Annotated in this window: 21 protein-coding genes; 11 read left to right on the top strand and 10 right to left on the bottom strand. The window is 68.6% G+C overall.

Annotation, left to right across the window (positions count from 1 at the left end):
- Positions 1–128: 128 nt before the first annotated feature.
- Positions 129–578, top strand: coding sequence for an FxLYD domain-containing protein (locus tag ACZ522_RS11160; protein WP_379699581.1), 450 nt, complete (start codon positions 129–131; stop codon positions 576–578).
- A 212-nt stretch (positions 579–790) separates the two neighbouring features.
- Here ACZ522_RS11160 and cgi121 read toward each other — a convergent pair whose 3' ends face one another.
- From cgi121 to ACZ522_RS11145, 3 genes are all read right to left on the bottom strand, one after another.
- Entirely contained in the window at positions 791–1,291 is a 501-nt protein-coding gene (gene cgi121 / locus ACZ522_RS11155; RefSeq protein WP_379699583.1) for a KEOPS complex subunit Cgi121, read from the bottom strand.
- Positions 1,288–3,786, bottom strand: coding sequence for an ATP-dependent DNA helicase (locus tag ACZ522_RS11150; protein ID WP_379699585.1), 2,499 nt, complete (start codon positions 3,784–3,786; stop codon positions 1,288–1,290). Before ACZ522_RS11150 ends, cgi121 begins: the two co-directional genes overlap by 4 nt.
- A gap of 72 nt (positions 3,787–3,858) precedes the next feature.
- Positions 3,859–5,109, bottom strand: a complete 1,251-nt coding sequence (locus ACZ522_RS11145) for a hypothetical protein (protein ID WP_379699587.1) — start codon at positions 5,107–5,109, stop codon at positions 3,859–3,861.
- A 91-nt stretch (positions 5,110–5,200) separates the two neighbouring features.
- Here ACZ522_RS11145 and ACZ522_RS11140 point away from each other — a divergent pair, with 91 nt between their 5' ends.
- The 4 genes from ACZ522_RS11140 (at position 5,201) to ACZ522_RS11125 (ending at position 8,677) form a co-directional block, all read left to right on the top strand.
- A complete protein-coding gene (locus ACZ522_RS11140; protein WP_379699590.1) occupies positions 5,201–5,443 on the top strand; it encodes a ferredoxin in 243 nt (80 codons plus the stop codon).
- Positions 5,444–5,534: 91 nt separating this feature from the next.
- Entirely contained in the window at positions 5,535–5,684 is a 150-nt protein-coding gene (locus ACZ522_RS11135; protein ID WP_379699593.1) for a hypothetical protein, read from the top strand.
- A 73-nt stretch (positions 5,685–5,757) separates the two neighbouring features.
- Complete coding sequence (locus ACZ522_RS11130; RefSeq protein WP_379699595.1) at positions 5,758–8,244, top strand: DEAD/DEAH box helicase; 2,487 nt, start codon at positions 5,758–5,760, stop codon at positions 8,242–8,244.
- Between the two features lie 154 nt (positions 8,245–8,398).
- Complete coding sequence (locus tag ACZ522_RS11125) at positions 8,399–8,677, top strand: hypothetical protein (protein WP_379699598.1); 279 nt, start codon at positions 8,399–8,401, stop codon at positions 8,675–8,677.
- Between the two features lie 171 nt (positions 8,678–8,848).
- On the opposite strand, the gene ACZ522_RS11120 is transcribed toward ACZ522_RS11125, so the two are convergent.
- On the bottom strand, positions 8,849–9,547 hold the full coding sequence (locus tag ACZ522_RS11120; protein WP_379699601.1) for an Sjogren's syndrome/scleroderma autoantigen 1 family protein: 699 nt from the start codon (positions 9,545–9,547) through the stop codon (positions 8,849–8,851).
- A 188-nt stretch (positions 9,548–9,735) separates the two neighbouring features.
- On the opposite strand from ACZ522_RS11120, the gene mdh reads away from it, so the two are divergent.
- Both mdh and ACZ522_RS11110 read left to right on the top strand, forming a co-directional pair.
- The gene (gene mdh, locus ACZ522_RS11115) at positions 9,736–10,650 is read left to right on the top strand and encodes a malate dehydrogenase (protein ID WP_379699604.1); all 915 of its coding nucleotides are present in this window, start codon (positions 9,736–9,738) and stop codon (positions 10,648–10,650) included.
- A gap of 407 nt (positions 10,651–11,057) precedes the next feature.
- Positions 11,058–11,426: a hypothetical protein gene (locus ACZ522_RS11110; RefSeq protein WP_379699607.1), complete on the top strand. Its 369-nt coding sequence runs from the start codon at positions 11,058–11,060 to the stop codon at positions 11,424–11,426.
- Here ACZ522_RS11110 and ACZ522_RS11105 read toward each other — a convergent pair.
- The 3 genes from ACZ522_RS11105 to ACZ522_RS11095 form a co-directional block, all read right to left on the bottom strand.
- Positions 11,423–11,824, bottom strand: coding sequence for a CBS domain-containing protein (locus ACZ522_RS11105; protein ID WP_379699609.1), 402 nt, complete (start codon positions 11,822–11,824; stop codon positions 11,423–11,425). The two genes, ACZ522_RS11110 and ACZ522_RS11105, sit on opposite strands and share 4 nt — an antisense overlap.
- Positions 11,825–11,910: 86 nt before the next feature.
- Positions 11,911–13,644 carry an excinuclease ABC subunit C gene (locus ACZ522_RS11100; protein ID WP_379699612.1) on the bottom strand — a complete coding sequence of 578 codons (1,734 nt, stop codon included), beginning with the start codon at positions 13,642–13,644 and terminating at the stop codon, positions 11,911–11,913.
- Between the two features lie 77 nt (positions 13,645–13,721).
- Complete coding sequence (locus tag ACZ522_RS11095) at positions 13,722–14,483, bottom strand: DUF7344 domain-containing protein (protein WP_379699615.1); 762 nt, start codon at positions 14,481–14,483, stop codon at positions 13,722–13,724.
- A 120-nt stretch (positions 14,484–14,603) separates the two neighbouring features.
- Between ACZ522_RS11095 and ACZ522_RS11090 the strand changes: the two genes are divergently transcribed.
- The 3 genes from ACZ522_RS11090 (at position 14,604) to ACZ522_RS11080 (ending at position 17,014) form a co-directional block, all read left to right on the top strand.
- Positions 14,604–14,894: a DUF7967 family protein gene (locus tag ACZ522_RS11090; RefSeq protein WP_379699618.1), complete on the top strand. Its 291-nt coding sequence runs from the start codon at positions 14,604–14,606 to the stop codon at positions 14,892–14,894.
- Between the two features lie 261 nt (positions 14,895–15,155).
- A complete protein-coding gene (locus ACZ522_RS11085) occupies positions 15,156–16,094 on the top strand; it encodes an ABC transporter ATP-binding protein (RefSeq protein ID WP_379699621.1) in 939 nt (312 codons plus the stop codon).
- A complete protein-coding gene (locus ACZ522_RS11080; protein WP_379699624.1) occupies positions 16,091–17,014 on the top strand; it encodes an ABC transporter permease in 924 nt (307 codons plus the stop codon). Before ACZ522_RS11085 ends, ACZ522_RS11080 begins: the two co-directional genes overlap by 4 nt.
- 218 nt (positions 17,015–17,232) lie before the next feature.
- Here the strand turns inward: ACZ522_RS11080 and ACZ522_RS11075 are convergent, their stop codons facing one another.
- From ACZ522_RS11075 to ACZ522_RS11065, 3 genes are all read right to left on the bottom strand, one after another.
- A complete protein-coding gene (locus ACZ522_RS11075; RefSeq protein WP_464391810.1) occupies positions 17,233–17,424 on the bottom strand; it encodes a hypothetical protein in 192 nt (63 codons plus the stop codon).
- A 37-nt stretch (positions 17,425–17,461) separates the two neighbouring features.
- The gene (ligA, locus tag ACZ522_RS11070; protein WP_379699630.1) at positions 17,462–19,567 is read right to left on the bottom strand and encodes an NAD-dependent DNA ligase LigA; all 2,106 of its coding nucleotides are present in this window, start codon (positions 19,565–19,567) and stop codon (positions 17,462–17,464) included.
- Positions 19,568–19,633: 66 nt separating this feature from the next.
- Positions 19,634–22,048, bottom strand: coding sequence for a HEAT repeat domain-containing protein (locus tag ACZ522_RS11065; RefSeq protein WP_379699632.1), 2,415 nt, complete (start codon positions 22,046–22,048; stop codon positions 19,634–19,636).
- 102 nt (positions 22,049–22,150) lie between these two features.
- Between ACZ522_RS11065 and ACZ522_RS11060 the strand changes: the two genes are divergently transcribed.
- Positions 22,151–23,440, top strand: a complete 1,290-nt coding sequence (locus ACZ522_RS11060; RefSeq protein ID WP_379699634.1) for an O-acetylhomoserine aminocarboxypropyltransferase/cysteine synthase family protein — start codon at positions 22,151–22,153, stop codon at positions 23,438–23,440.
- Positions 23,441–23,447 lie beyond the last annotated feature (7 nt).

The raw sequence follows: 23,447 nt of genomic DNA, 5'->3' as shown, positions 1-23,447 counted from the left end.
ACGCCGACTCACCATCGCGCTCTCACCCTCCCATGACACCCGAAAGTGACCCCCGCGACGCGAGGAACTCGGCGGTAGAGAGGCGACTGACTCGCCGCGGTGTCTTAGCGTCCCTCGGGGGCGCGGCGATGGCCTCTCTCGGCGGTTGTGCCGGTTCGGGCGGTTCGTCCTCCACGTACGTCGACGGCGAGATAGACCCCTCCGAGATAGACGCCTCGAACAACAGTTCTCGGTCGCCGGCGGAGGTGTCCGCCGCCGCGGCGGTGGCCGAAGTCGAAGCCACCAACTCCGCCAGTTCGCTCGACTCGCTCCGACTCGACAGCCACGAGTTCGCCGTCGAAGGCGGGTACAAAGGGCCCGTCGTCCGGGGTACCGTCACGAACACGAGCGACCAGAAGATAAAGCTCGCCGAAGTTCGGGTCCGCGTCTTCGACGACAACGGCACCTATCTCGGTCTGTTCGTGGACAGCGTCGGGGAGTTGCCGCCCGAGACGACGTGGCAGTTCGAGGTACTCGTCCTCGCTTCGCTCGACAAACTCGCCACCTACGACATCGGCGTCTTCGGAATCCCCGAGTGAGTCGTCGCGGCGTCCCGGCCCGCCGGCAATCCGAATCCTTTAGTTCTCGTCGTCGTTACTGTGAACTCCCGAATATCGCTCGGCGCGTCCTCGATTTCGACTCGACGCTCGTCCGTACGCGGTGCCTCGGTCTCCAGTCGAAACGATGGGGATAGGCGGCGCGCGAACTGTTCTAGTTCTGGACACGAAACGAAGGGGTTCGAGTCCGTCCCTCACTTCTCGACGACGAGGAGCGCGACCCGTTCGAGGACGAGCGACTCCAAATCGCCGTCGACGGTGGCCAACTCCGCGTCGCCGACGTCGAAGAAGTCGCGGACGAGCGACTCGTCGTAGTCGCCGAGCGTCTCCGCGGGTTCAAAGTTGAGTCGCTCCGCGACGGCGTCCGCGGCGGCGTCCTCGCCCGCTTCGGACCCCTCCACCAGGACGACGATGGGCGTCTCGCCCGGTGAGACGCCTATCGTGAGGGCGTCGTCTATCTGTCTGCGTCCGGCCGCGTACAGCAGTATCTCGACGGCCCTGTCGCGCGCGACGTTCTCGCCCCGTTCGAACGCCCGGTCCGCGAGTTCCGCCGCGCGCCGGAGGTGGGCTTCGCTCACCACGTACCGCGCGTCGAACGCCTGTACGGTCGTCTCCGTCTCCTCGGCGAGTTCGCCCACCGTCGCCACGAACTCGCCCACGTCGGCGACGGACGCGACGCCTTCGACGAGTCTCATCCGAAATCACCCAGGCTCGCCTGCTCTTGGGAGCCGTCCGCGTCTCCGTCGTCACCGCCGTCGCCGTCTCCGCGGCGGTTCTTCGCCGTCTCGAACGTCGCGTCCGGAACGTCCTCGGCGTCGGCCTCCCGAACGTCGTCCATCGAGGGGTCCTTGCGTCCGGCGGCTTCGAGGACGTTCTCGGCCGTTTTCCGGCGTCCCCGGAGGGCCGCGAGGACGACGGACTTGTCGGCTTCCCTGAGGTCCGCGCGCGTCTCGATGCCCGCCTCGAACAGGCGGCGGGCGCGCTTCCGACCGACGCCGCGGATGCCCGCGAGGTCGATGAGTTCGTCGCGGACGCCGTACTGGACGCGCATCTTCGCCTCGCGCACGGCGATAGTGGCCGACGCGTCGATCTCGCTCGTCAACTGTTCGGCCGCGCCGAGCAACCACTCCGCCGTTTCGACTTTCCCGCGGATGTCGCCCGGTCCGACGCCGTACCGCTCGGTGATGCGGTCCTCGTCCACCTCGTTGGCCCAGTCTTCGAGCAGACGCGCCGTCTTCAGCGCGGAGAGCCACTCCTCGAAGCGCACGTCCTCGTACTCCGAGGGGGTGTTCCCGAGCAACTCGGGTTCGCGCTCGTAGCAGCGTTCGGTGTACTCCTCCCTGTCGCCGGACTTCAGGTACAGTTGGTACATGTCCGGCGTGCGGCAGACGAGGTGGAACAGTCCGAGCGCGGTCGGATACGTGCGGTCCGTCTCGAACTCGCCTTCGCTCTCGTCGCCCTCGGCGTCGTCCGCGTCGGGCACCATCTCGCTCGCTCGCCGGAACCCCGCCTCCGCGTTCGCCTCTGCGTCGGCGCGGTTCTCGCGCGTCGAACCGCCCGCTTCGCCTTCGAGTTCGCGCAGTTTCTCCTCCCGGTGGTCGCTGGCCCACCGCAGACCGTCGATAATCTCGGCGGCGCTCATCGGGTCGAGGTAGAGGCGCGAGACGGTGTGGCCGACGCTCGTGGCGGTGATGCCGTCGCCGTCGCGTTCGACGAAGCCGTTCGCTTCGAGGTAGTCGAGGACGTTGTCGGTCACCCGTTCGAGGCGTCCGGGTTCGTCTGTCTGCGTCGCGTACAGGGTCCGGTCGAGGAACTCCAACAGTCCCTCGCGGGTGTGGGCGAACCCGGAGGCCACCGTCGCCAGCAGGTGCGTCCGAAGCGCGGGTTCGGCGGCGAGTTTCGACCGGACGGGTTCGGCGTCCGCCCAGATGTACCGCTCGAACAGTTCGTCGCGCGTGTCCGCGTTCTTCGCCAAGAGGACCGCCTCGCCGTAGGGGTCCAGTCCCGGGCGTCCGGCCCGGCCCATCATCTGGTGGACCTCCAGCACGTCGAGCGGTTTCATGCCGCCGAAGTCGCCGTCGTACCGCTGCCAGTCGCGGACGATGACGCGCCGACTCGGCGTGTTGACGCCCGCCGCGAGCGTCGGCGTCGCGCTGATGACCTTTATCAACCGGTCGCGGAACGCGTCCTCGACGAGGCTGCGGTGTTCGGCGGCGAGGCCGGCGTGGTGGAACGCCGCGCCCTTCGCCACGCAGTTCGCGAGGGTGTCGCTCGTCTCGGTGTCCGACACGTCGCGAATCTCCTGGGCGATTTCCGCGAGCTCGCCGCGCTCGGCGCTCGTGATGCGCTTTCCGGTCACGTCGGCGAGTCGCTTCGCGGACGCCTCGGCGTTGCGGCGGGAGTTGACGAACACGAGGCTCGACCCGCCCCCGTCGTCCTCGTCGCCGCCGCTGTCGTCGTCTAAGATGTCCGCGACGAGTGCGGGCGTCTGCCTGTCGCCCTTGCCGACGCGGACCTCCCGTTGGCTCCCGTCGTCGAAGGTGATGGCGTTGCCGTAGTGGACGCCCATCTTCAGGTCGATGGGTCGCCAGTCGGACTCGACGAGTTCCGCGTCCAACCACTCGGCGATGTCCTCGGGGTTGCCCACCGTCGCCGAGAGGGCGACGACCTGTAGCCCGGGGTTTATCTTCCGCAGTTTGCCGAGGGTGACTTCGAGCGTCGGGCCGCGGTGACTGTCGTCCACGAGGTGCACCTCGTCGGCGACGACGCAGGAGAGATCCTCCACCCACGGCGCGTTGTTGCGGACGAGCGAGTCCACCTTCTCGCTGGTGGCGACGATGATGTCCCGCGAGGCCAACCACTCGCCGCTGGACTCGTAGTTGCCCGTCGAGACGCCCACGTCGATGCCGTACTCCTCCCAGCGTTCGAACTCGGCCTTCTTCTCGGAGGCGAGTGCGCGAAGGGGGACGATGTAGAGCGCCTTCCCGCCGCGTTCGACCGCCGAGAGCATCGCTAACTCGGCGACGAGCGTCTTACCGCTCGCCGTCGGAACGCTCGCGACGAGGCTCTCGCCCGCCGTCACGCCGGCCTCGACGGCCTCGGCCTGCGGCGGGTACAGCTCCTCGATACCCTCGTCGCGGAGATGCTCGGGGACGCCCGGCGGGAGTCCCGCGAGGTCCGCTGTTTTCATCGTGTTTGGTTGGCGCGTCACCCGATTTAAACTGTCGGGTCGCGGCCCCGCGTCGCCCCCTCCGCGGGCGACTCAGGGGCGACTCAGGAAGAGCGCGAGGTGGCGAACGACGGTCCGACTCTCCAACCCGCCGGCGATCGCGCCGGTGACGACGCCGATGGTGCTGACGAACACGGCCGTCCGGACGAGGTCCCACGGGGTCACCACCGGGTCCTCCAAGGAGGGCCACGTGCTGATGAGGTCCTGCGGGAAGACGAGCAGTTCGATGCCGAGCATCAACAGTCCGACCAGCGCGAACAGGCCGAGAACCGCGGCGAACACCGTCGCCAACACGACCACGTTCAAGAGCGCCATGTGCTCGGTCACCACCCTGTGGGGGTCGCGCGGGAAGAACAGGTTCTGCGCGAACGTCAGATACAGCGTCGCCGCGACGACGCTGAACGCCGCGAACGCCGCGGCCGTCAGGTCGCTCATGTGTACGCCCACGTCCCACGTCTCCGCGCTGAACACCAGCACCAGCGTCGGCGCGACGGCGGCGGTGGTCAACCCCGGGAGCGAGAGGGGGAGCAGTGGCGCGCGGTTGCGGACCAGCGACCGGGCGACGTAGCCGGCGTTCGACGCTGCGCTCCGTGCGTGGAACGCGACCCGACCGAGCGGATTCCGGACGGTATCGACGTCCTCTGCGTCGGGGATGTCGGGCGCGATTCGACGGAGGCGTCGCTCGGCCGCCGGCCCGAACTCCCCGGCGCTTCGACGTTCGGGGTCGAACCTGAACGGCCGCATCACTTCTCCTCCGGCGTCGTGGTCGGCGTCGAGTACGTGTCCGAGAAGGTGGAGGAGGAGGTGCGCGGCGTTCCAGCGCACGGACTCGGCGTCGAGCGAGCGAACCGGTTGCTCCCGCGGCGACGTGACGAGTCGCCGCGTCGAGACGACGACGATGCGTCCGACCGGCGACGCCAACCCCGGCACGACGCGCTTTCGGGTCGAGACGAGGGGCGCGTCGGTCACGACGACCACCACGTCGTACGGGCCGTCGACCATCCGGAGCGTCGCCTCCTCCAAGAAGTCCGACGGACGGCGCGCGCCCCCGTCGCTGAGGCGGTTCGGGTCCTCCTCGTAGAACTCCCATCCGACGCCGGTCGCCCGCCGGAGTTCGTCTCGGACGTCCGCGGTCATCCGGTCGCCGAAGGCCCGAAGCGCGTCCACGTCCGCCGACGGCGAGTGCGATACGAACGTCCCGACGCTGACCGTCTCGTCGCCCTCCTTCGGGGGTACCGACTCTCCCGCTCCGTCCGCGGCGGACTCCGAGGCTGTTCGGTCCACGTCGCGTACGACGGCCGCGCGGTCGTAAAGTGGCGGGGCCGACTCCGACGTTCGTCGTCACGCATATGTGAGGGACCGACCAAGTGCGAGCATGCGAATCGAATACGACCGGGACACCTGCATCGGCATGTTCCAGTGCGTCGACGAGTGGGAGGCGTTCGAGAAGAACTTAGACGAGGGGAAGGCCGACCTCGCCGGCGCGGAGGAGACGGAAGACGGCGTGTTCGTCCTCGAAGTACCCGAGGACGAAGAGTTCGAAGCCGAGTTCGCCGCCCGGGTCTGCCCGGTCGACGCCATCGAACTGTACGACGACGACGGCGAACAGGTCGTCTGACCGGACGACCCGCGGAAGCGGCCGGGCCTCCGGCGCTGACGGGCAAAATCGTTATGTACGTCCGCTGAGATTACACCGTCTAAGGAGGACCATGGGCCACCGAAGCCACCGCACCCGTCTCTCGGAGTGGGCCGACCTCGTCGGAGCGTCGCTCCCCGATTCGCTCGGGGAGGAGTCCGAGGACGCGACGCGCGAGGCGGCCGACGTCCGCCGGGACGGAGAGCGCGGACACCCGAACTGAGAGCCGACGCGCCGGCTTTCAGTTACGCCGCGGTTCGCTAACCCTTATTCGCGACGACGCCGAAGCGTGTACGATGGCGGCCACCGACGACCCCGCATACGTCGACCACCCCCTTCTGACTCCCGAGTTCATCGAACGCCGACTCTACCAGATTCGGCTCGCGGGTTCCGCGCGCGACGCGCACACCCTCGTCTGTCTGCCGACGGGTCTCGGCAAGACGACGGTGAGTCTGCTCGTCACCGCCGACAGACTCCACGACGTCGGCGGGAAAGCGCTGTTTCTCGCGCCGACGAAGCCGTTGGTGCAGCAGCACGCGGACTTCTACCGCGAAGCGCTCTCGATACCCGACGACGAGATCGTCGTCTTCACCGGCGACGTCCGCCCGGACGACAGGGCGGCCCTGTGGGAGGACGCGCAGATAGTCATCGCCACGCCGCAGGTCGTGGAGAACGACCTCGTCGGCAACCGCGTCTCCCTGCGCGACGTGACGCACCTCACCTTCGACGAGTGCCACCGCGCGTCGGGCGACTACGCGTACGTCTACATCGCCGAACGCTACCACGCCGACGCGCAGAAACCGCTCGTCACCGGGATGAGCGCGTCCCCCGGCGGCGACCAGGAGGCCATCCTCGAAGTGTGCGAGAACCTCGGCATCACCGAAGTCGAGGTGATGACCGAGGAGGACGCCGACGTCGACGAGTACACCCACGACACCGACGTGGAGTGGGAGCGAATCGAACTGCCCGACGAGATTCTGGAGATGCGGGACGCCCTCAACGAGGTCATCAAAGACCGTCTGGAGAAGTTGAAGTCCCTCGGCGTCGCCAGCACCACCCAACCCGACGTCTCGCAGAAGCAGTTGAACGGGATGCGCGCCGAACTCCAGAAGTTGATGAACGCCGACAAGTCGGAGGGGTACAAGGGGATGTCCACCCACGCCGAGGTGATGAAACTCCGGCGCGCCGTCGAACTCGTCGAGACGCAGTCCGTCGAGTCCGTCCGCCGGTACTTCGAACGTCAGCGAAACGCCGCGCGGTCCTCGGGCGCGTCGAAGGCGAGTCAGCGACTCGTCGCCGAACCCAAAGTCCGAGAGGCGATGCGGAAGGCCGAGTCGTTCGACGGCATCCACCCGAAGTTCTCCCGCACGCGCATTCTACTGGCGCAGACGCTCGGCATCGAGGACGGCGAACGCGTCATCGTCTTCACCGAGTCGCGGGACACCGCCGAGGCGTTGACGGAGTTCCTCGGCGAGAGCTTCGACGTCCACCGGTTCGTCGGGCAGGGCGACGCCGACGGGTCCGAGGGCATGACCCAAAAGGAGCAACAGGAGACCCTCGACGACTTCAGGAACGGCGAGTTCGAGGTGCTCGTCTCCACCTCCGTCGCCGAGGAGGGCCTCGACGTGCCCGAAGTCGACCTGGTGCTCTTCTTCGAACCCGTCCCGACGGCGATTCGCTCCATCCAGCGGAAGGGTCGGACGGGCCGGCAGGCGAAGGGCCGCGTCGTCGTCCTGCTTGCGGAGGACACCCGCGACGAGGCGTACTTCTGGATATCCCGCCGCCGCGAGAAGGAGATGGAGTCCGAGTTGCGGGAGTTGAAGGGCGTCGCCGAGGAGGTGGAAGACGAACTGGACGACGCGCAGACCGGCCTCGAAGCGTTCTCCGCCGCGGAGGGCGATACATCCGCGACGGACGCCGCCGCACCCCCGGCGGAGAACGGCGCGGCGACGAACGACGGCGGCGCGGCGACGGAGGGTGCACCCGCCGAGAACGACGACGGTCAGGTCGGACTGACCGACTTCGGCGCGACGGACGAGGAGATAGCCCGCGCCGACGAGGACGCCGACGGCGAGAGCGAGGAGACGGATGCCGGAGACGACGGAGTGGTCGCCACCGCCGGACGCGACGACGAGACGGTCGAAATCGTCGTAGACCAGCGAGAACTCGACTCCTCCATCGCAAAGGACCTCTCGACGCGCGACGGCATCGAGACGCGGTTGGAGACGCTGGCCGTCGGCGACTACGTCCTCTCGGACCGCGTCGCCGTCGAGCGAAAGTCCGTCGCCGACTTCCTCGACACCCTCGTCGGCGAGGAGCGGTCGATATTCGAGCAGATAGGCGACCTCTCGCGGGCGTACGCTCGCCCCATCCTCGTCCTCGAAGGCGAGGGACTGTACGAGGAACGCAACATCCACCCCGGCGCGATTCGCGGCGCGCTCGCGTCTCTCGCGGTCGATTTCGACGTGAGCATCCTCCAGACGCGCGACGAGGACGACACCGCCGAACTCCTCGACACCATCGCCTCGCGCGAACAGACCGAACGCGAACGCTCCGTCAGCGTCCACGGCGGCAAGAGCGCGAAGACGCTGACCGAACAGCAGGAGTACGTCGTCTCGGCCATCGCCGACATCGGGCCCGTCACCGCGCAGAACCTCCTCGAAGCGTTCGGCACCGTCGAGGCGGTCATGACCGCGCGGGAGGACGACCTCCTCGACGTGCCGGGCGTCGGCGAGGTGACGGCCTCCAGGATTCGCGAAGTTGTCGGGTCGGATTACGAGTAGTCGGCCCCTCCGTCCCCCGTCCGGTTCTGAACGAATGTCCGATTTACCGACTCCGTATTTATGAACAGTTCCCCGAACTGGGGCCGTTTATTCCGCATTTCTTTGATTTAGGAGAAACGGATATATAGGTAGCGGCAAGACATGTAACTCGAAGATGAGTACCTCATCTGCGGAATACGAAAAGTCCGTCAACCGTGATGGATCGGACTCCGAGGAGCCCCCGAACAGGGTGCTCTACGGTGCCCCCCAGCACGAGACGGACGTCCCCCAAGACCCCTACCGCGAGATGCTCGACGTGGAGGAGGACGATTCTCCTCTGGAGCGTGACCTGTTCACGTTGTTCGAGCATTTCAGCGTCGATCCGGACGAGGGTGAGGACGACCACTCCTCGACCGTCGGCGTCGGCCCGATAGCGGGCATTCAGACAGCGTAACACCCGACGACCCGGCGCCGACCCTCCCCCGGTCGGCCCCGACCCCGCCACTCCCCCACTCGGCGGGCGGTCGTCGGCCCCATTCCCCCTTTCTAATTTCGATCGTTCGACTGAGAGAGCGACGGCACGAATCCGACACCGAGAGAAGAGAGCGACGAGAGCGTTCGGCGGTTACCGGTCGAGTGCGGAGAGGGCTTCGGCGGCCTCCCGCGCGGCGGCGAGATGTTCGCGCGCGCGGCGCGGGTCGTCCGCCGACTCGCCGCGCGTCGCGTGCGTCGTCACCGCCCGGAGGAGCGCTTCTCTCGCCTCCGTGACGGTCCCGGCTCGTCCGCTCGGAGCGGTGTCGACCGACGAGGACGGAGGCGACGGTGACGAAGACGACCGGGTGGACGTGCGCGGGTGCCCGGAGCTGGCCGTCGAGGTGACCGTGTCGTCGGTTTCCGGCGACGCGGCCGACTCCTGGCCGGTTTCGACCCCGGTCTCGGCCGGCGTCGCCCCGTCGTCCGCCTCCGTCCGGCGGTCGCTCCCGACGCCGTTCGACGCCGCGGCGTCCGGGGCGTCCGCGGCGTCTCCTCGCCCTTCCGCGACTGCGGCGGACGCGGCGTCCGAGTTCGCGCTCTCGGCCGCGTCGCCGTTCGCCGCGTCCGCCGTCGCCGCCGCCTTCGACCCGCCGCCCTGACAGTTCGGACAGAACTCCTGTTCCTGATAGCGGAAGACGGGCGCGCCGCAGTCGTCGCAGTGTTTGTTCGTCATCGTCGCGCCCTTCAACAGGAGTTCGCTCATCCGCGCCGTCTCCTGACGGCGGGACTCGTCCTGTTCGTACTTCTCGCGGAGTCGCCGTCGCTCCGCTTCCTTGTCGAAGTCGCTCATACCCCAACGGAAGCGACGTGCGTCGAAAAAGCCACCGGGAGCGCTCTCGCCCGCCGTTCGCCGGCGGCGACCCCCCGCGCCGCCCCCGACGGTGTTCGACGAACGACGAACCGGGATTCGACGTGAAATGGCGAGAAACGGGCGTTCCGAAGCGTTTAATCGGAATCCGGTGCCTCGTTTTACGTGGTATGACGAAAGTTAGCGTGGTAGGTGCTGCCGGGACGGTCGGCGCCGCCGCGGGCTACAACATCGCACTTCGGGACATCGCCGACGAACTCGTGTTCGTCGACATCCCGGACAAGGAGGACGAGACGGTCGGTCAGGCGGCCGACACGAACCACGGCGTCGCGTACGACTCGAACACGGAGGTGTATCAGGGCGGCTACGAGGACACCGCCGGGTCGGACGTCGTCGTCATCACCGCGGGCATCCCGCGGTCGCCGGGGCAGACCCGCATCGACCTCGCGGGCGACAACGCCCCCATCATGGAGGACATCGGCTCCTCGCTGGCGGAGCACAACGACGACTTCGTCTCCATCACCACCTCGAACCCGGTGGACCTGCTGAACCGCCACCTGTACGAGGCGGGCGACCGGGACCGACACAAGGTCATCGGCTTCGGCGGCCGACTCGACTCCGCGCGCTTCCGCTACGTCCTCAGCCAGCGTTTCGACGCGCCCGTGAAGAACGTCGAGGGGACCATCCTCGGCGAACACGGCGACGCGCAGGTGCCCGTCTTCTCGAAGGTTCGCGTGAACGGTCGTGACCTCTCCTTCGACGACGACGAGAAAGACGAGATTCTCTCCGACCTGCAGGAGTCCGCGATGGACGTCATCGAACGCAAGGGCGCGACCCAGTGGGGGCCGGCCACCGGCGTCGCCCACATGGTCGAGGCCGTCCTCCGCGACACCGGCGCGGTCCTGCCCGGGTCCATCAAACTCGACGGCGAGTTCGGCTACGAGGACACCGCCTTCGGCGTCCCCGTCAAACTCGGCTCCGACGGCGTCGAGGAAGTCGTCGAGTGGGACCTCGACGAGTACGAACGGGGTCTCATGGACGACGCCGCCGAGAAACTCCGCGACCAGTACGAGAAGATAGCGTAAGCGGTCGTCGCCTCGAACCTCCTCTTCTTTCGACCGCGGATACGCCGCCGCTTACCGCGTCCCTCGCCGTCGCTCTGCGCCGACGACCAGACGACCAGAAGCGCGAGTAACCCGCTGACGACGGACGAGAGGAGACTGATGAACATCGGGGCCATGTAGTTCGCGCAGTCGCCGCCTCCGCCGCACTCCGTCGCGGCGAATCCGAAGAGTCCGGGCGGGTCGGAGAGTCCGACGCCGCTGACCGAGAGCAGTACGATGGCGGTCAGAGCGAGGAGACGCCGTTTCGTCGTCACGGCTCCGCCTCACCGGCGACCCCTCGGTCGGGAGGCGGCACGAACGCCCGTTCCTGACAGTCACCTACTGATTTAGGTCGAGGGATTACGACTGTCCCGGCCCACTAGCAGGTAATGTCAGCCGACGTCTACCGGTACGAAATCGACGCGGGCGTCGCCGTCTTCAACCTCACGGAGTTCTCGGTCAACGGCGGACTCCTCCTGCAGGAGTTCTTCGAGACGTTCGAATCCGTCCTCGCCCGGTCGGAGGTGACGGCGACCGTCCTCGTCTTCGCGGAGGAGGGCGGCCTCAGCAGGTGGTTCTTCGAACGGTTCGACGACCTTCTATCGAGGATCGACGGCTACGAACTCGACCGGGCCGCCGTCGTCGCGCCGCCGGTGAAACGGACCGCGCTTCGGGGCCGCCTCGCGGAGACGGACGTGACGGTAAAGACGCCCGAGACGCCGTCGGCGGCGGTGGAGTGGGCGCGAACGTCGGCTTAGGAGGGAGTCGGCTTCTCGACGTGCGAGAGGTACGCGGTGAGGTCCGTCGTCGTTATCATCCCGATGACGGTGCCGTCGTCCACGACCGGCACGTGGTGGACGCCGCGTTCTATCATCGTGTCCGCCGCGGCGGTGATGGGTTCCTGCGCCGTCGTCGTCACCACGTCCGTGCTCATGTACTCCGAGACTGGCGTCTCGTCCTTCGGGTGGCGTTCGGCGACGATTCTCACGAAGTCCGTGGAGGTGAGAATCCCGAGCAGTCCGTCCTCCTCATCGGTGACGACCACTGACCCGACGCCCTCTTCGAGCATCGTCTGGGCGGCCGTCTCGACCAACGTGTCCGGAGAGACGGTGTGCACGGGCGAGGACATGAGTCGCGCGACGAATATATCGTCCATGCTACTTGCTACCCTCGGACAGAACATAACGATTGTCGTTCGAAAACCGGGGCGGGGCGGGACTTTCGGCGTCTCGGCCGTCCCCGTCAGAGGCGTTCTTTCAGCGTCTCGGCCGTCCCCTCGCCGACGCCCGGCACGTCCGTCAGGTCGCCCACGGACGCCTCGCGGACGTTCTCGACGCTCCCGAACCGCCGGAGGAGGGCCCGCCGCGTCTTCGGGCCGACGCCGGGCACGTCGTCTAACACCGTCTTCACCTCGTCGCGGATGGTCTGGTGGTACTGGACGGCGAAGCGGTGCGCCTCGTCGCGCACCCGTTGGAGGACGTGCAGGTGCGGCGCGTCGTTCGGCCAGTCGTACACCCTCTTATCGGTGATGACGAGTTCCTCCTCCTTCGCGAGGGCGACGGCGGGCACGTCCCACCCGACTTCCGCGAGGGCGTCTAGCGCCGCGTCGAGTTGGCCGTCGCCGCCGTCGATGAGGAGGAGGTCCGGGTCGGGCCTGTCGTCGCGCCCCTCGACGGCGCGTTCGGCCCGCCAGCGCACGAGTTCGCGCATGTTCGCGTAGTCGTCGTTCCGGTCTGGGAGTTTCTTCCGGCGGTAGTCGGACTTCTCGGCGGACCCCTCGATGAAGCAGACGTTACTCCCGACGACGGCGGTGCCTTGGGCGTGACTCACGTCGAACCCCTCGATGCGCGATACCGGCGGCAGGCCGAGTGCGTCCGCGAGTGCGCCGAGTTCGTCGCTCCGGCCCGGTCCGCGTCTGGCGTTCTTCAGGGCGAGTTCGACCAGTTTGGCCTCGCGGCCGGCCCCGGGGACGCGGACGGCGACGCCCTCGGCGTTCAACCACGCCGTCACGTCGTCGTCGTCGGGGCGTTCCGAGAGCAACACGGCGTCCGGAAGCGTTCGCTCGGCGTAGTACTGCGTGAGGAACGCGGAGAGGACGGCGGCGCTTCTGTCGCCGCCCTCGGGCGCGTCGAGGCGGTGACTCGACCTATCGACGAGTTGCCCGCGTTCGCTGTGGAGGCGGGCCACCGTCGCCGAGTCGCCCTCGACGGCGACGCCGAGGACGTCCACGGCGCGTTCGTCCGTCCGGGCGGCCACCGCCTCCTCGCCCGCGCCGTGGAACGACTCCACCGCGTCGAGCCTGTCCCGGAGGTTCGCCGCGCGTTCGAAGTTCTCCTCCTGCGCGGCGGACTCCATCGCCCGGCGCAGGGGGTCCGCGAGGACGCCCGTCTCGCCCTCGAAGAACCGGACGACCGATTCCACGTCCTCGCGGTAGTCGGCCTCCGAAATCTCGCCCGTGCAGGGGGCGGTGCAGAGGCCCATCTCGTAGTCGAGGCAGGGGCGGGCGCGGTTGGCGTACTTGTGGTCCGAACACCCGCGGACGCCGTACGTCTCCCGCAGGGCCTTCACCACCGTCTCGACCCGTCCCTTGTCGGTGAAGGGGCCGAACACCGTCGCGCCCTCTTCTGGGTCGCGCGTCACCTCGATGCGCGGGACGGGGTGGTCGGTCAACTGCACCAACGGGTACGACTTGTCGTCCTTCAGGCGGACGTTGTACCGCGGTTGGTGGCGCTTGATGAGGTTCGCTTCGAGGAGAAGCGCCTGCGTCTCGGTGTCCGTGACGGCGAAGTCGATTCGGTCGGCGCGTTCGACCATCTGACGGATGCGCGCCCCGCGCGGGTCGGCGTACGACCGCACCCGGTCGCGGATGTTCACGGCCTTTCCGACGTAGAGAACGGTGTCGTCTCGGTAGAACTGGTAGACGCCGGGCTCCGTCGGAAGGTCCTTGGCGCGCGCTCTAACGCCGCTTTCGTCCATCTACCCCCGGGTACGTTCCGACGGGCTTTGAGGCTGACGCGACGGCTCCGGGGGTCGCCGCCCGCCGCCTCCGCCCGTCACTTCGACGCTTCGAGGACGGCCGCCCGGATGGCCTCGTCGTACCCCGGGTGGGTGGACCACCGGTCGTCCGACGCGACGAGGTAGTCGATGGCCTCGACGGCGTCCCAACTGACGGACAGGACGAGGTGGTCGTCGTTCTCTCCGGCGTAGTCGTGCGGTGCCCCTCTGTTCGCCGAGGCTCTCGCAACGTCACCGGAACGCGTCGCGTTCCGATCGGCGTACGAAACGCTTCGCGTCTCGTCAACGTCGTCGGACTGCGTCCGATGGGCTGGCGAGCTTCGCTCGTCAACGTCGCGAGACTCCGTCTCGCGGCCCGTAGAGCTCCGCTCCGCGACGTCACCGGACCGCATCCGGCGCGCCGACGAACGTCGTTCGCCGACGCCGTCGGGCGACGCCCGGCCGCGTGCCGAGGTTTCTTCGACCGTGTCGCCGATCACCGCCCGGAACGCGCGTTCGGCCCGGTGGAGGTCGTGGCCCAGTTTCGTCGCGGCGAACCGGTTGCTCTCGCTTCTCGTGACCGCCTCCGCGTCGAGCAACGGCGGGAGGTGGCGGTGGCGCAGTTCCACCTCCAACTCGTTTATCCGTCGATCCGGGTGGTCGTCCGGCCCTCGGAGTCCGTCTTCGGTGCGGGCGGCGACGCGACGGGCGAGTTCTCGCCGCGTCAGCGGTCGACTCGCCTCGACTACGGCGGCGAGGGTGTCGCGTCGCCGTCGGGCGGCGAGCAGTTCGTGGAAGGTATTGCAAGGGGAGGGGACCATTCTATCTCCGACTATTTCTCTCATCGCTTAATTTTTATTCGTATTCGGCAGTTATGTCGTGTTTCCATACATATCGGCCGCGGTCGGTAGGTACAAACCGCGCCTCGCCGAACGCCGACTATGACCGACGCCGACGACGCCGACGACGACGCCGTCCGCGCGTGGCTCGTCGAACGCACGTACGACGACCGCGGCCTCATCATCCTCGTGTACGCGACTCCCGACGGCGAACGCGCCCGCCGGAAGGAACTCGCGGCGACGGTGATGCATCAACGCGGTATCACCCCCACCGCCGCGGTGGACGTGGACACCGAGGACTTAGACGAGGTGACGGACGCGGAGACGCGCGACCGGTACGCCGCGGAGGCGACTCGGATGCGCGAGAAACACGACCCCGACGACGAGGTGTAACACCCACCTTTTTCGAGGGGGTCCTCGCGCGCCGAGGGCGCGCTGTGGGGAACTCTCCCCGCAAAAACCCGGAGGGAAAAAAGGCCGACGAGACGGCAAGGCCGTCTCGCTCTACTCGCGGATGCCGGCTGTGCGCCGCGTTCGCTGCGGACCGACGGACCGTGACATCCCGTTGACGAAAACCGCCGGACGCGGACGCCCCAGTTTCAACGCTGATTCTCGCACCAAACCCTTTATCGGATGACCTGACTACCCACGGGCATGGCCGCCATCGAACTGGACGGGGTGACGAAGCGGTACGAAGACGTCACCGCCGTCTCGGATCTCTCCCTTACGGTCGACGACGGGGAGGTGTTCGGCTTTCTCGGACCGAACGGAGCGGGGAAATCGACCACGATCAACATCCTCTTGGATTTCGTCCGCGCGACGGAGGGCACGGTTCGCGTCCTCGGACACGACGCTCACAGAGAGAGCGTCGCCGTCCGGGCGCGGACCGGCGTCCTCCCGGAAGGGTTCGACGTGTACGACCGCCTCACCGGGCGCGCGCACGTCGAGTTCGCAATGGACTCGAAGGGCGTCGAGGGCGACCCCGACGCCGTCCTCCGACGCGTCGGCATCGCCGATGCCGCGGACCGGAAAGCCGGGGGCTACTCGAAGGGGATGCGCCAGCGTCTCGCCCTCGGGATGGCCCTCGTCGGCGACCCCGACCTCCTAATTTTGGACGAACCCTCCTCGGGTCTCGACCCCGCGGGAGCGAAGGAGATGCGTGAAATCGTGCTTCAGGAGGCTGAACGCGGGACGACGGTGTTCTTCTCCAGTCACGTCCTCGAACAGGTCGAGGCGGTCTGCGACCGCGTCGGCATCATGCGCGAGGGCGAACTCGTCGCCGAAGACACCATCGAGGGCCTCCGCGACGCCGTCGGCACGGAATCGACGCTCCGCGTCACCACGGCGGGCGACGCCATCCCCGACACCGACGCCCTCACCGAACTCGACGGCGTCAGTTCCGTCTCCACCGACGGCGAGACGCTTCTCGTCTCCTGCGACGGCGACGCGAAGACGGCCGTCATCGGCGAACTGGAGTCCCAGGGCGTCGAGGTGACCGACTTCGAGACGCGCGAGGCGTCGCTCGAAGACCTCTTCTTGGCTTACACCGGACGGGGAGACGGGACGGCGGACGAACCGGAGGTCCGCGCATGACGTGGCGAGCGGTCGCCGAGAAGGACTTCCGCGACGCCATCCGCTCGCGGTGGCTGTTCGGCGCGACGGCCTTCTTCGTCCTGTTCGTCGGCGGGGCCACCGCCCTGTTCTTCGGGGTGCTCCTGCCGCCGAACGCCCGCGACGCGTCGAACCTGTTCGGGTTCTTCGCGAATCTCGGCGTCTTCAGCCTCTCGTTCCCCGGCCTGTTGGCGCTCATCCTCGGCTTCGTCGGTCTGTCCACCTCCTACGGCGCGATAATCGACGAACGCGAGTCCGGGTCGCTGAAGCTGATGCTGTCGCTGCCGAACTCCCGGCTCGACGTGGTCGTCGGTAAACTCCTCGGTCGGAGCGCCGTCGTCGCCGTCGCCCTCCTCGCGGGGTTCGTCGCGGCGTTCGTCGGCTTCCTCGCGACCGGAACCGCCGTCGATTACGGCGCGTTCATCCCGCACGTCGCCCTGACGGTCATCCTCGGCGTCGCCTTCGTCTCCATCGGCCTCGGCATCTCCGCCGCCGCCGACTCCAACCGCGAGGCGACGCTGGCGACCCTCGGACTCTACCTCATCTTCGGCATCCTCTGGTCGTCCATCGCCGAGGGGATTCCGAAACTCATCAACTACGCCGCCAAGCAGGCTCCCTTCGTCTCGCCGCTCGAAAACATCACGCGGGTCAAAATCGGCCTGTTCCTGAAGTACGTCAACCCGCTGAAGACGTACGAGACGCTCGCCGCGCAGGTGTACTACGGCGCGGCGCAGGCCCGCCTCGTCAGCGCCGCCTTCGGCGAGCAGATGACCCTCGGTCCCCTGTTCAAAGAGAGCATACCGTTCTACTTCTCCGGCTGGTTCCTCATGCTCGTCCTGTTGGCATGGGTGGTCGCTCCGGTCGCTCTCGGCTACCTCGTCTTCGAGAAGCAGGATCTCTAACACCCACCTTTTTCGAGGGGGTCCTCGGCGACGGCGGAGCCGTCGCCTCGAACCCCCGCCAAAAAGCTGGACCAAAAAGGCCGGCGACATCGCGGCCTTCGGCCGCTCGTCGCCGGTGAACCGCTTGCTTCGTCTTCGGACGACCCCCGAGTTGTCCGAACGGCGGGCGAGACGGCCTTGCCGTCTCGCTTCGCTCGCGGATGCTCGGTACGGGACGATTATCTCTCAGACGTCCATCCGATGTAGGTGATTCCGACGCCCAACAGCACCACCAGAAACCCGATCTCGTAGTGTATGAATTGGGCGGCTCCGAGGCCGAGAACGCTTACGTGAGTACCCGCGACCATGCGCTTCAGGTCCATCGACTCCGCTTCGTAGGAGGGCACGTCATCTGTCCGGTCAATCTCCACATCTATCTACCGCAGACACGCTCCGCGGCGAGTCGCCTCACTCCGGCGGATAGTCGATACCGCGTTCGTCCAAGAACGCCGCGAACCCATCCTCGTCGAGTTCGGGCACGCCGTTCTCCTCGGCGTCGTCTCGCTTCGTCCGTCCCGCGCCCTCGCCGACGACGAGGTAGTCCGTGTTGCCCGACACCGTCGTCGTCGCCGTCGCGCCGTGGCGTTCGACCAGTTCCTGCGCCTCGTCCCTCGTCACCGACAGCGACCCGGTGAAGACGAAGGTGAGTCCGTCGAGTTCGTCGCCGCCGGAGTCGGCCGCCCGCGCCTCCGGTTCGACGCCCTCCTCGCGGAGTGCCTCGACGGCCCGCCGGTTCCGGTCGTTCCCGAAGAACTCTCGAATTCGCTCGGCGACGGCCGGCCCCACGTCGTCCACCGCCCGGAGTTCCTCCTCGCTCGCGTCCATCACGGCGTCTAACCGTCCGAACTCGCGGGCGAGGTTCCGCGCCGTCGCCTCGCCCACCTCGGGGACGCCGAGGGCGGTGAGGAAGTTCGAGAGCGTCGGGTTTCGGGTGTCGTCTATCTCCGAGACGAGGTTCTCCGCGCTCTTCTGCCCCCAGCCGTCGAGTTCCGCGAGCTCGTCCGGTTCGAGGCGGTAGAGGTCGGCCAGTTCCGAGACGAGGCCCGTCTCCACGAGCTGTTCGACGCGTTCCTCGCCGAGTCCGTCGATGTCCAACGCGCCTCTGCTCCCGTAGTGGCCGACGGCGCGGACGAGTTGTGCGCCGCATTCGAGTCCGCCGGTGCAGTAGGCTATCGGGCCGTCGCGTTCGACCGGACTGCCGCAGACGGGGCACTCCTCGGGGAACTCGTAGGTGCCGTCGGCGCGTTTCTCCACGACTTCGGCCACGTCCGGAATCACGTCGCCCGCGCGCTTGATGCGCACCTCGTCGCCGACGTTCACGCCGAGGCGGGCTATCTCCTCGGGGTTGTGAAGCGACGCGCGCGAGACGGTGACGCCGCCGACGTCCACCGGGTCCAACAGGGCGACGGGCGTGAGACGACCCGTCCGGCCCACCTGCACCACCACGTCGGTGATCGTCGTCACCTCCGACCGGGCGGGGAACTTGTAGGCGAACGCCCACCGGACGGCGCGGTTCGTCTCGCCCAGTCGCTTCCGTTTCCCGCGGGCGTCCACCTTGATGACCGTCCCGTCTATCTCGTAGTTCAGGTCCTCGCGTTCCGCCAGCAACGCGTCCCGGTACTCGATCGCGCCCTCGATGTCGTCGGCGCGTTCGACGCGTTCGTTCGTCGGGAGGCCCCACGCGTTGAGGCGATCCAGCGTCTCCCACTGCGTGTCGGGCGCGTCCGTCGCGTCGAGAACGTCGTAGAAGAACACCGCGAGCGGTCGTTCGGCGGCGACGGACGGGTCGAGTTGGCGAAGCGTCCCCGCGGCGGCGTTCCGCGGGTTGGCGAACGGTTCCTTCCCCCTCTCGACGCGTTCGCGGTTGTGCTCGCGGAAGGCGTCCCGCGGCATGTACACCTCGCCGCGGACGGCGAGGAACTCCGGGTGGTCGCCGCGGAGTTTCAGCGGCACCGACCGGATGGTCCGGACCTGTCGGGACACGTCGTCGCCGCGGACGCCGTCGCCGCGGGTGGCCGCGCGTTCGAACTCGCCGTCGCGGTAGACGACTTCCAGGGATAGACCGTCGAACTTCGGTTCGCAGACGTAGTTCGCCTCGCCCACCTCGTCGCGGACCCGGCGGTCGAACTCGCGGACGTCCTCGGCTTCGACCGACTGGTCGATGGAGAGCATCGGCGCGACGTGTTCGACCGTCTCCAGTTCGTCCAGCGGTTCCCCGCCGACGCGCCCGGTCGGACTCGCCTCGTCGTCGAAGCCGAACGCCGCTTCGAGGTCCTGCAGGCGGGCGAACAGTTTATCGTACGTCCGGTCCGCGACGAGGGGGTCCGCCTCGACGTAGTAGCGGTAGTCGTGTTCGCGCACGGCGTCGCGCAGGAGAGACACCTCTCTCTCGGCCTCCTCGCAGGAGAGTTCCTCGACCGGTTCGAAGTCGGTGTCGGGTTCGACGAGGTACGGGTTGCCCGCGTCGGCGTACGCCGTCTCGAACTCCGCGTCGCCGGGCGACTGCTCGCTCATCGTTCGCCGGTGTGCGCGCCGGGGGGTAAAATCCACCGCCGGGCGGCGAGAGCGGCGGCGAACCCCTCACTCCAGCTTCGCCCGCGCGTGTTCGCGGACGGCCTCGTGCGGGTCGTTCGCCGCCGTCTCGCGGAGGAGTCGGCGCGCCTCCGGGCCGCCGACGCGTCCGAGCGCCGTCACCGCCGCCCGTCGGAGCGCCGTGTCGTCGTCCGCCAGCACCGACGCCATCGCCTCGGCGACGCGCGCCGGTTCCTCGCCGAGGCGGCCGAGGGCGTCGATGGCCTCGCGGCGGACGTCCGCGTTCGGGTCCGACGTCGCCCGGTCGGAGAGGGGCGACACCGCGGCGGCCGTCCCCAGTTGCGCGCTGGCGAGGCACGCCCGCCGCCGGACGCTCGGGTCGTCGTCGTCGAGTGCGGTCACCACCGTCGGAATCGCCCGCGGGTCGCGGATTCGGCCGAGGGCCGCGACGACGTTCCACCGGAGTTCGGACTCGTCGTCGTATGCGTCGCAGAGGGGGCCGACGGCCCGCGGGTGCGCCTGCGCGCCGAGTGCCTCTATCACCCACGACCGGACGGCGGAGACGGGGTCGTCCAGTCGCTCGATGAGCGCTCCGACCACGCGTTCGCGCGTCGCATCGGACAACTCCTCGCCGTCGCGGAACTCGTCCGCGCGCGCGCCGAGTTCGGCGAACGCCCCCGCGGCCTCCTGCCTGACGAGGGGGGAGTCGTCGCTCAACCGGCGGAGAAGCGCGGGGACGGCCCGTTCGTCGTCGGCCCAGCGAACGACGGAGATCGCCTCGCGGGCCACCGACGGGTCGGGGTCGTCCACCGCTTCGAGGACGAGTTCGTGGGCGCGTTCCCCGTTCGTGACGCGGAGGACGCGCACCACGGTCTCTCTGACTGCGGGGTCGTCGCCGGTCCTGAGCAGGTGCGCGAAGCGATCCATCGCCGCCGTCGGGTCCACGTCCCGCGCCGCCCGGACCATGGCGTACCGCGTCGTCTCGTCGCTTTCGTCCGTCGCGGCCCCGAGGAGGGGATCCAACGCCTCCGGGTCGCCGACGGTGGCGAGGGCCGTCGCGGCGGCCCGCCGAACCGCGTCGTCGTCGTCCGCGAGTTCTCCGACGAGGGCATCCACCGCCCGCGGGTCGGCGAGAACGTCCAACGCCCGGACGACGGCCCGGCGGTCCCGGGCGGAGAGGTCGCCGTCCAGCGTCTCGACCAGGATCGGAACGGCGGTCCGGACGCCGCGGCGCGCCAGTTCGGTCGCCGCCTCGGCGCGGCGGTCGGCGTCGGCCAACGCCTCGCGGAGTCGCTCCTCGGACCAGTCGCAGACCGAGGGGCCGACCACCGCGTCGAGGCCGCGAAGCTCCGTCCGCCCGGTGCGGACGGCGAGTCTGTCGCCGACGGCGACCCGTCCGGCCGGCGTCCGGCGGGCGGACGGCGTCTCCCCGCGGGCGTCGAGTTCGCTCGGGTCGAACGCCACGGTTCCCTCGCCCACGTCGAGGAGGGCGCGCCCGTCGGAGACGGCGACCACCTCGCCGCGGAAGCGCGTTCCGCGCCCGTCGAACGCCTCCGAACCGGGGTCGATTCCGACGGCGTCGCCCTCGCCGACCGATTCGACCGAGGGGTCGGAGAGCCAGATCCGGGCGACGGCGCGCGATTCGCGTTCCGCCGCCTCGGCCCGGCCGTCCGGGTCGGAGACGCCGACGCGCGCGCCGCCGGCCGTGACGACGGTTCGCCGTCGCTCCGCCTCCCGACCGGCGGCGGCCGAAACGCCGCCGGACTCCGCCCCCCGCGCGACCGACCGTCGCTCGGCGGCGTCGTCGGACTCCGTTCCGGAGGCCGACGGGTCCCGGTCGCCAACCGCGTCGAGGAGGCGGACCGGGAGGCCCCACTCGTCGAACTCCGCGGCCGCGAGTTGGAGCGACCGCATCTCGGCGCGGAGGCCGGCGACGCTCTCGGTGAGTTCCGGGTTCGTCTCGACCACCGCGGTACAGAACGTCTCGACGGTCGAGAGCACCTCCTCGACGAGTGCGCGCCGGTCGGCGACGACGCGTTCGGAGCGGTTCGGTTCGGTGCCGTCCGATTCGGCGTCGCCCGATTCGGCGTCGTCGTCTCCGTCGTCCGCGCCCTCCGAGTCGGGCGTCGTCCCGTCGGGGAAGGTCAACTCCGGGCCCTCCGACTCCGGGGCGGACGCGAACCACGTCGCAACGCCGTCGCCCGCGGGTTCGAAGTGGAACTCGAACCGTTCCTCGAAGAACTCCACGACCGCCGCCTCGCCGTCGAGGACGCTCGACACCGCCGCGAGCAGTTGGTCGAGGTGCCACCGGAGGTGGTCCCTCCCCTGACCGACCTCTCGTCCCCCGACGACGAGGCGGACGTCAGCCGGCGGGTCCGCGTCTCCGCCGCGGATGCGGTCGTACACCGTGGCATCGTACGCGACGCTGACGCGCACGTCCGTCTCACCCAACCCCTTCGACATGCATCTGAGACGACGGTAGTCCGGAAAAAGCACTTCGGTGCGGCCGCCCCGGAATGCCGTAACCGCCGGTTATAAGATGCCGCGGGAATATGCGTGAGATACATGAACGACGGTTTCCACACCCGGAGCCTGCACGCCGGGCAGGAACCGGACTCGGCGACCGGCGCCCGCGCCCCGCCCCTCTATCAGACCACGTCGTACGCCTTCGAGGACGCGGACCGCGCCGCGGACCTGTACGCCCTCGACGCCGAGGGCGACGTCTACTCCCGCATCTCGAACCCGACGACGCGAGTTCTCGAAGACAGGTTGGCGGCGTTGGAGGCGGGCGTCGGCGCAGTCGCCACCGCGTCCGGGATGGCAGCGCTCGACGCCGCGACGAGCATCCTCGCCCGCGCGGGCGACAACATCGTCGCCAGCGCCGATATGTACGGCGGCACCTCCACGTACTTCACGAAGATGGCGACCCGACGCGGCGTGGACGTCCGCGTCGTGGACACCCTCGATTACGACGCCTACGCGGACGCCGTGGACGACGACACCGCGTTCGTCCACGTCGAGACCATCGCCAATCCCTCGCTGAAGACGCCCGACTTCGAGCGTCTGGCCGACATCGCACACGAGGCGAAAGCGCCCTTGGTCGTGGACAACACGTTCGCGACGCCGTACCTCTGCCGCCCCATCGAACACGGCGCGGACATCGTCTGGGAGTCCACGACGAAGTGGATTCACGGGTCCGGCACCACCGTCGGCGGTATCCTCGTGGACGGCGGCGCGTTCCCGTGGGAACACGCCGACTACGACGAACTCTCCGGCGAGAACCCCGCGTTCGGCATCGACTTCGTCGAACGGTTCGGCGACCGGGCGTTCGCCGTCGCCGCCCGCCAACGGTCGCTCCGAACGCTCGGAAACCAGCAGTCGCCGTTCGACGCGTGGCAGACGATTCAGGGGTTGGAGACCCTCCCGCTTCGGATGCAGCGACACTGCGAGAACGCCCGCGAGGTGGCGACGTTCCTCCGCGACTACGACGACGTGGCGTGGGTGTCGTACCCCGGCTTCGAGGACCACGAGACGCACGAGAACGCCTCGAAGTACTTCGGACAAGGGTACGGCGGCATGGTGACGTTCGGCCTCGAAGCCGGCTTCGAGGCGGCGAAGGGCACCTGCGAGAACGTCGAACTCGCCTCCTTCCTCGCCAACATCGGCGACGCGAAGACGCTCATCATCCACCCCGCCTCCACCACCCACGCGCAGTTGAGCGCCGAGGAACAACGCGCCGCGGGCGTCGGCCCCGACATGCTCCGCCTCTCGGTCGGCATCGAGGACGCGAGCGACGTCGTCGCGGACTTAGACGGGGCGATTCGCCGCGCGACGGAGGACGCCGCATCCGCATGAGGACACC

Source organism: Halopelagius fulvigenes, from assembly GCF_055398025.1.
The sequence above is the reverse complement of the archived record's forward strand: the minus strand, read 5'-3'. Positions and strand labels throughout refer to the sequence as shown.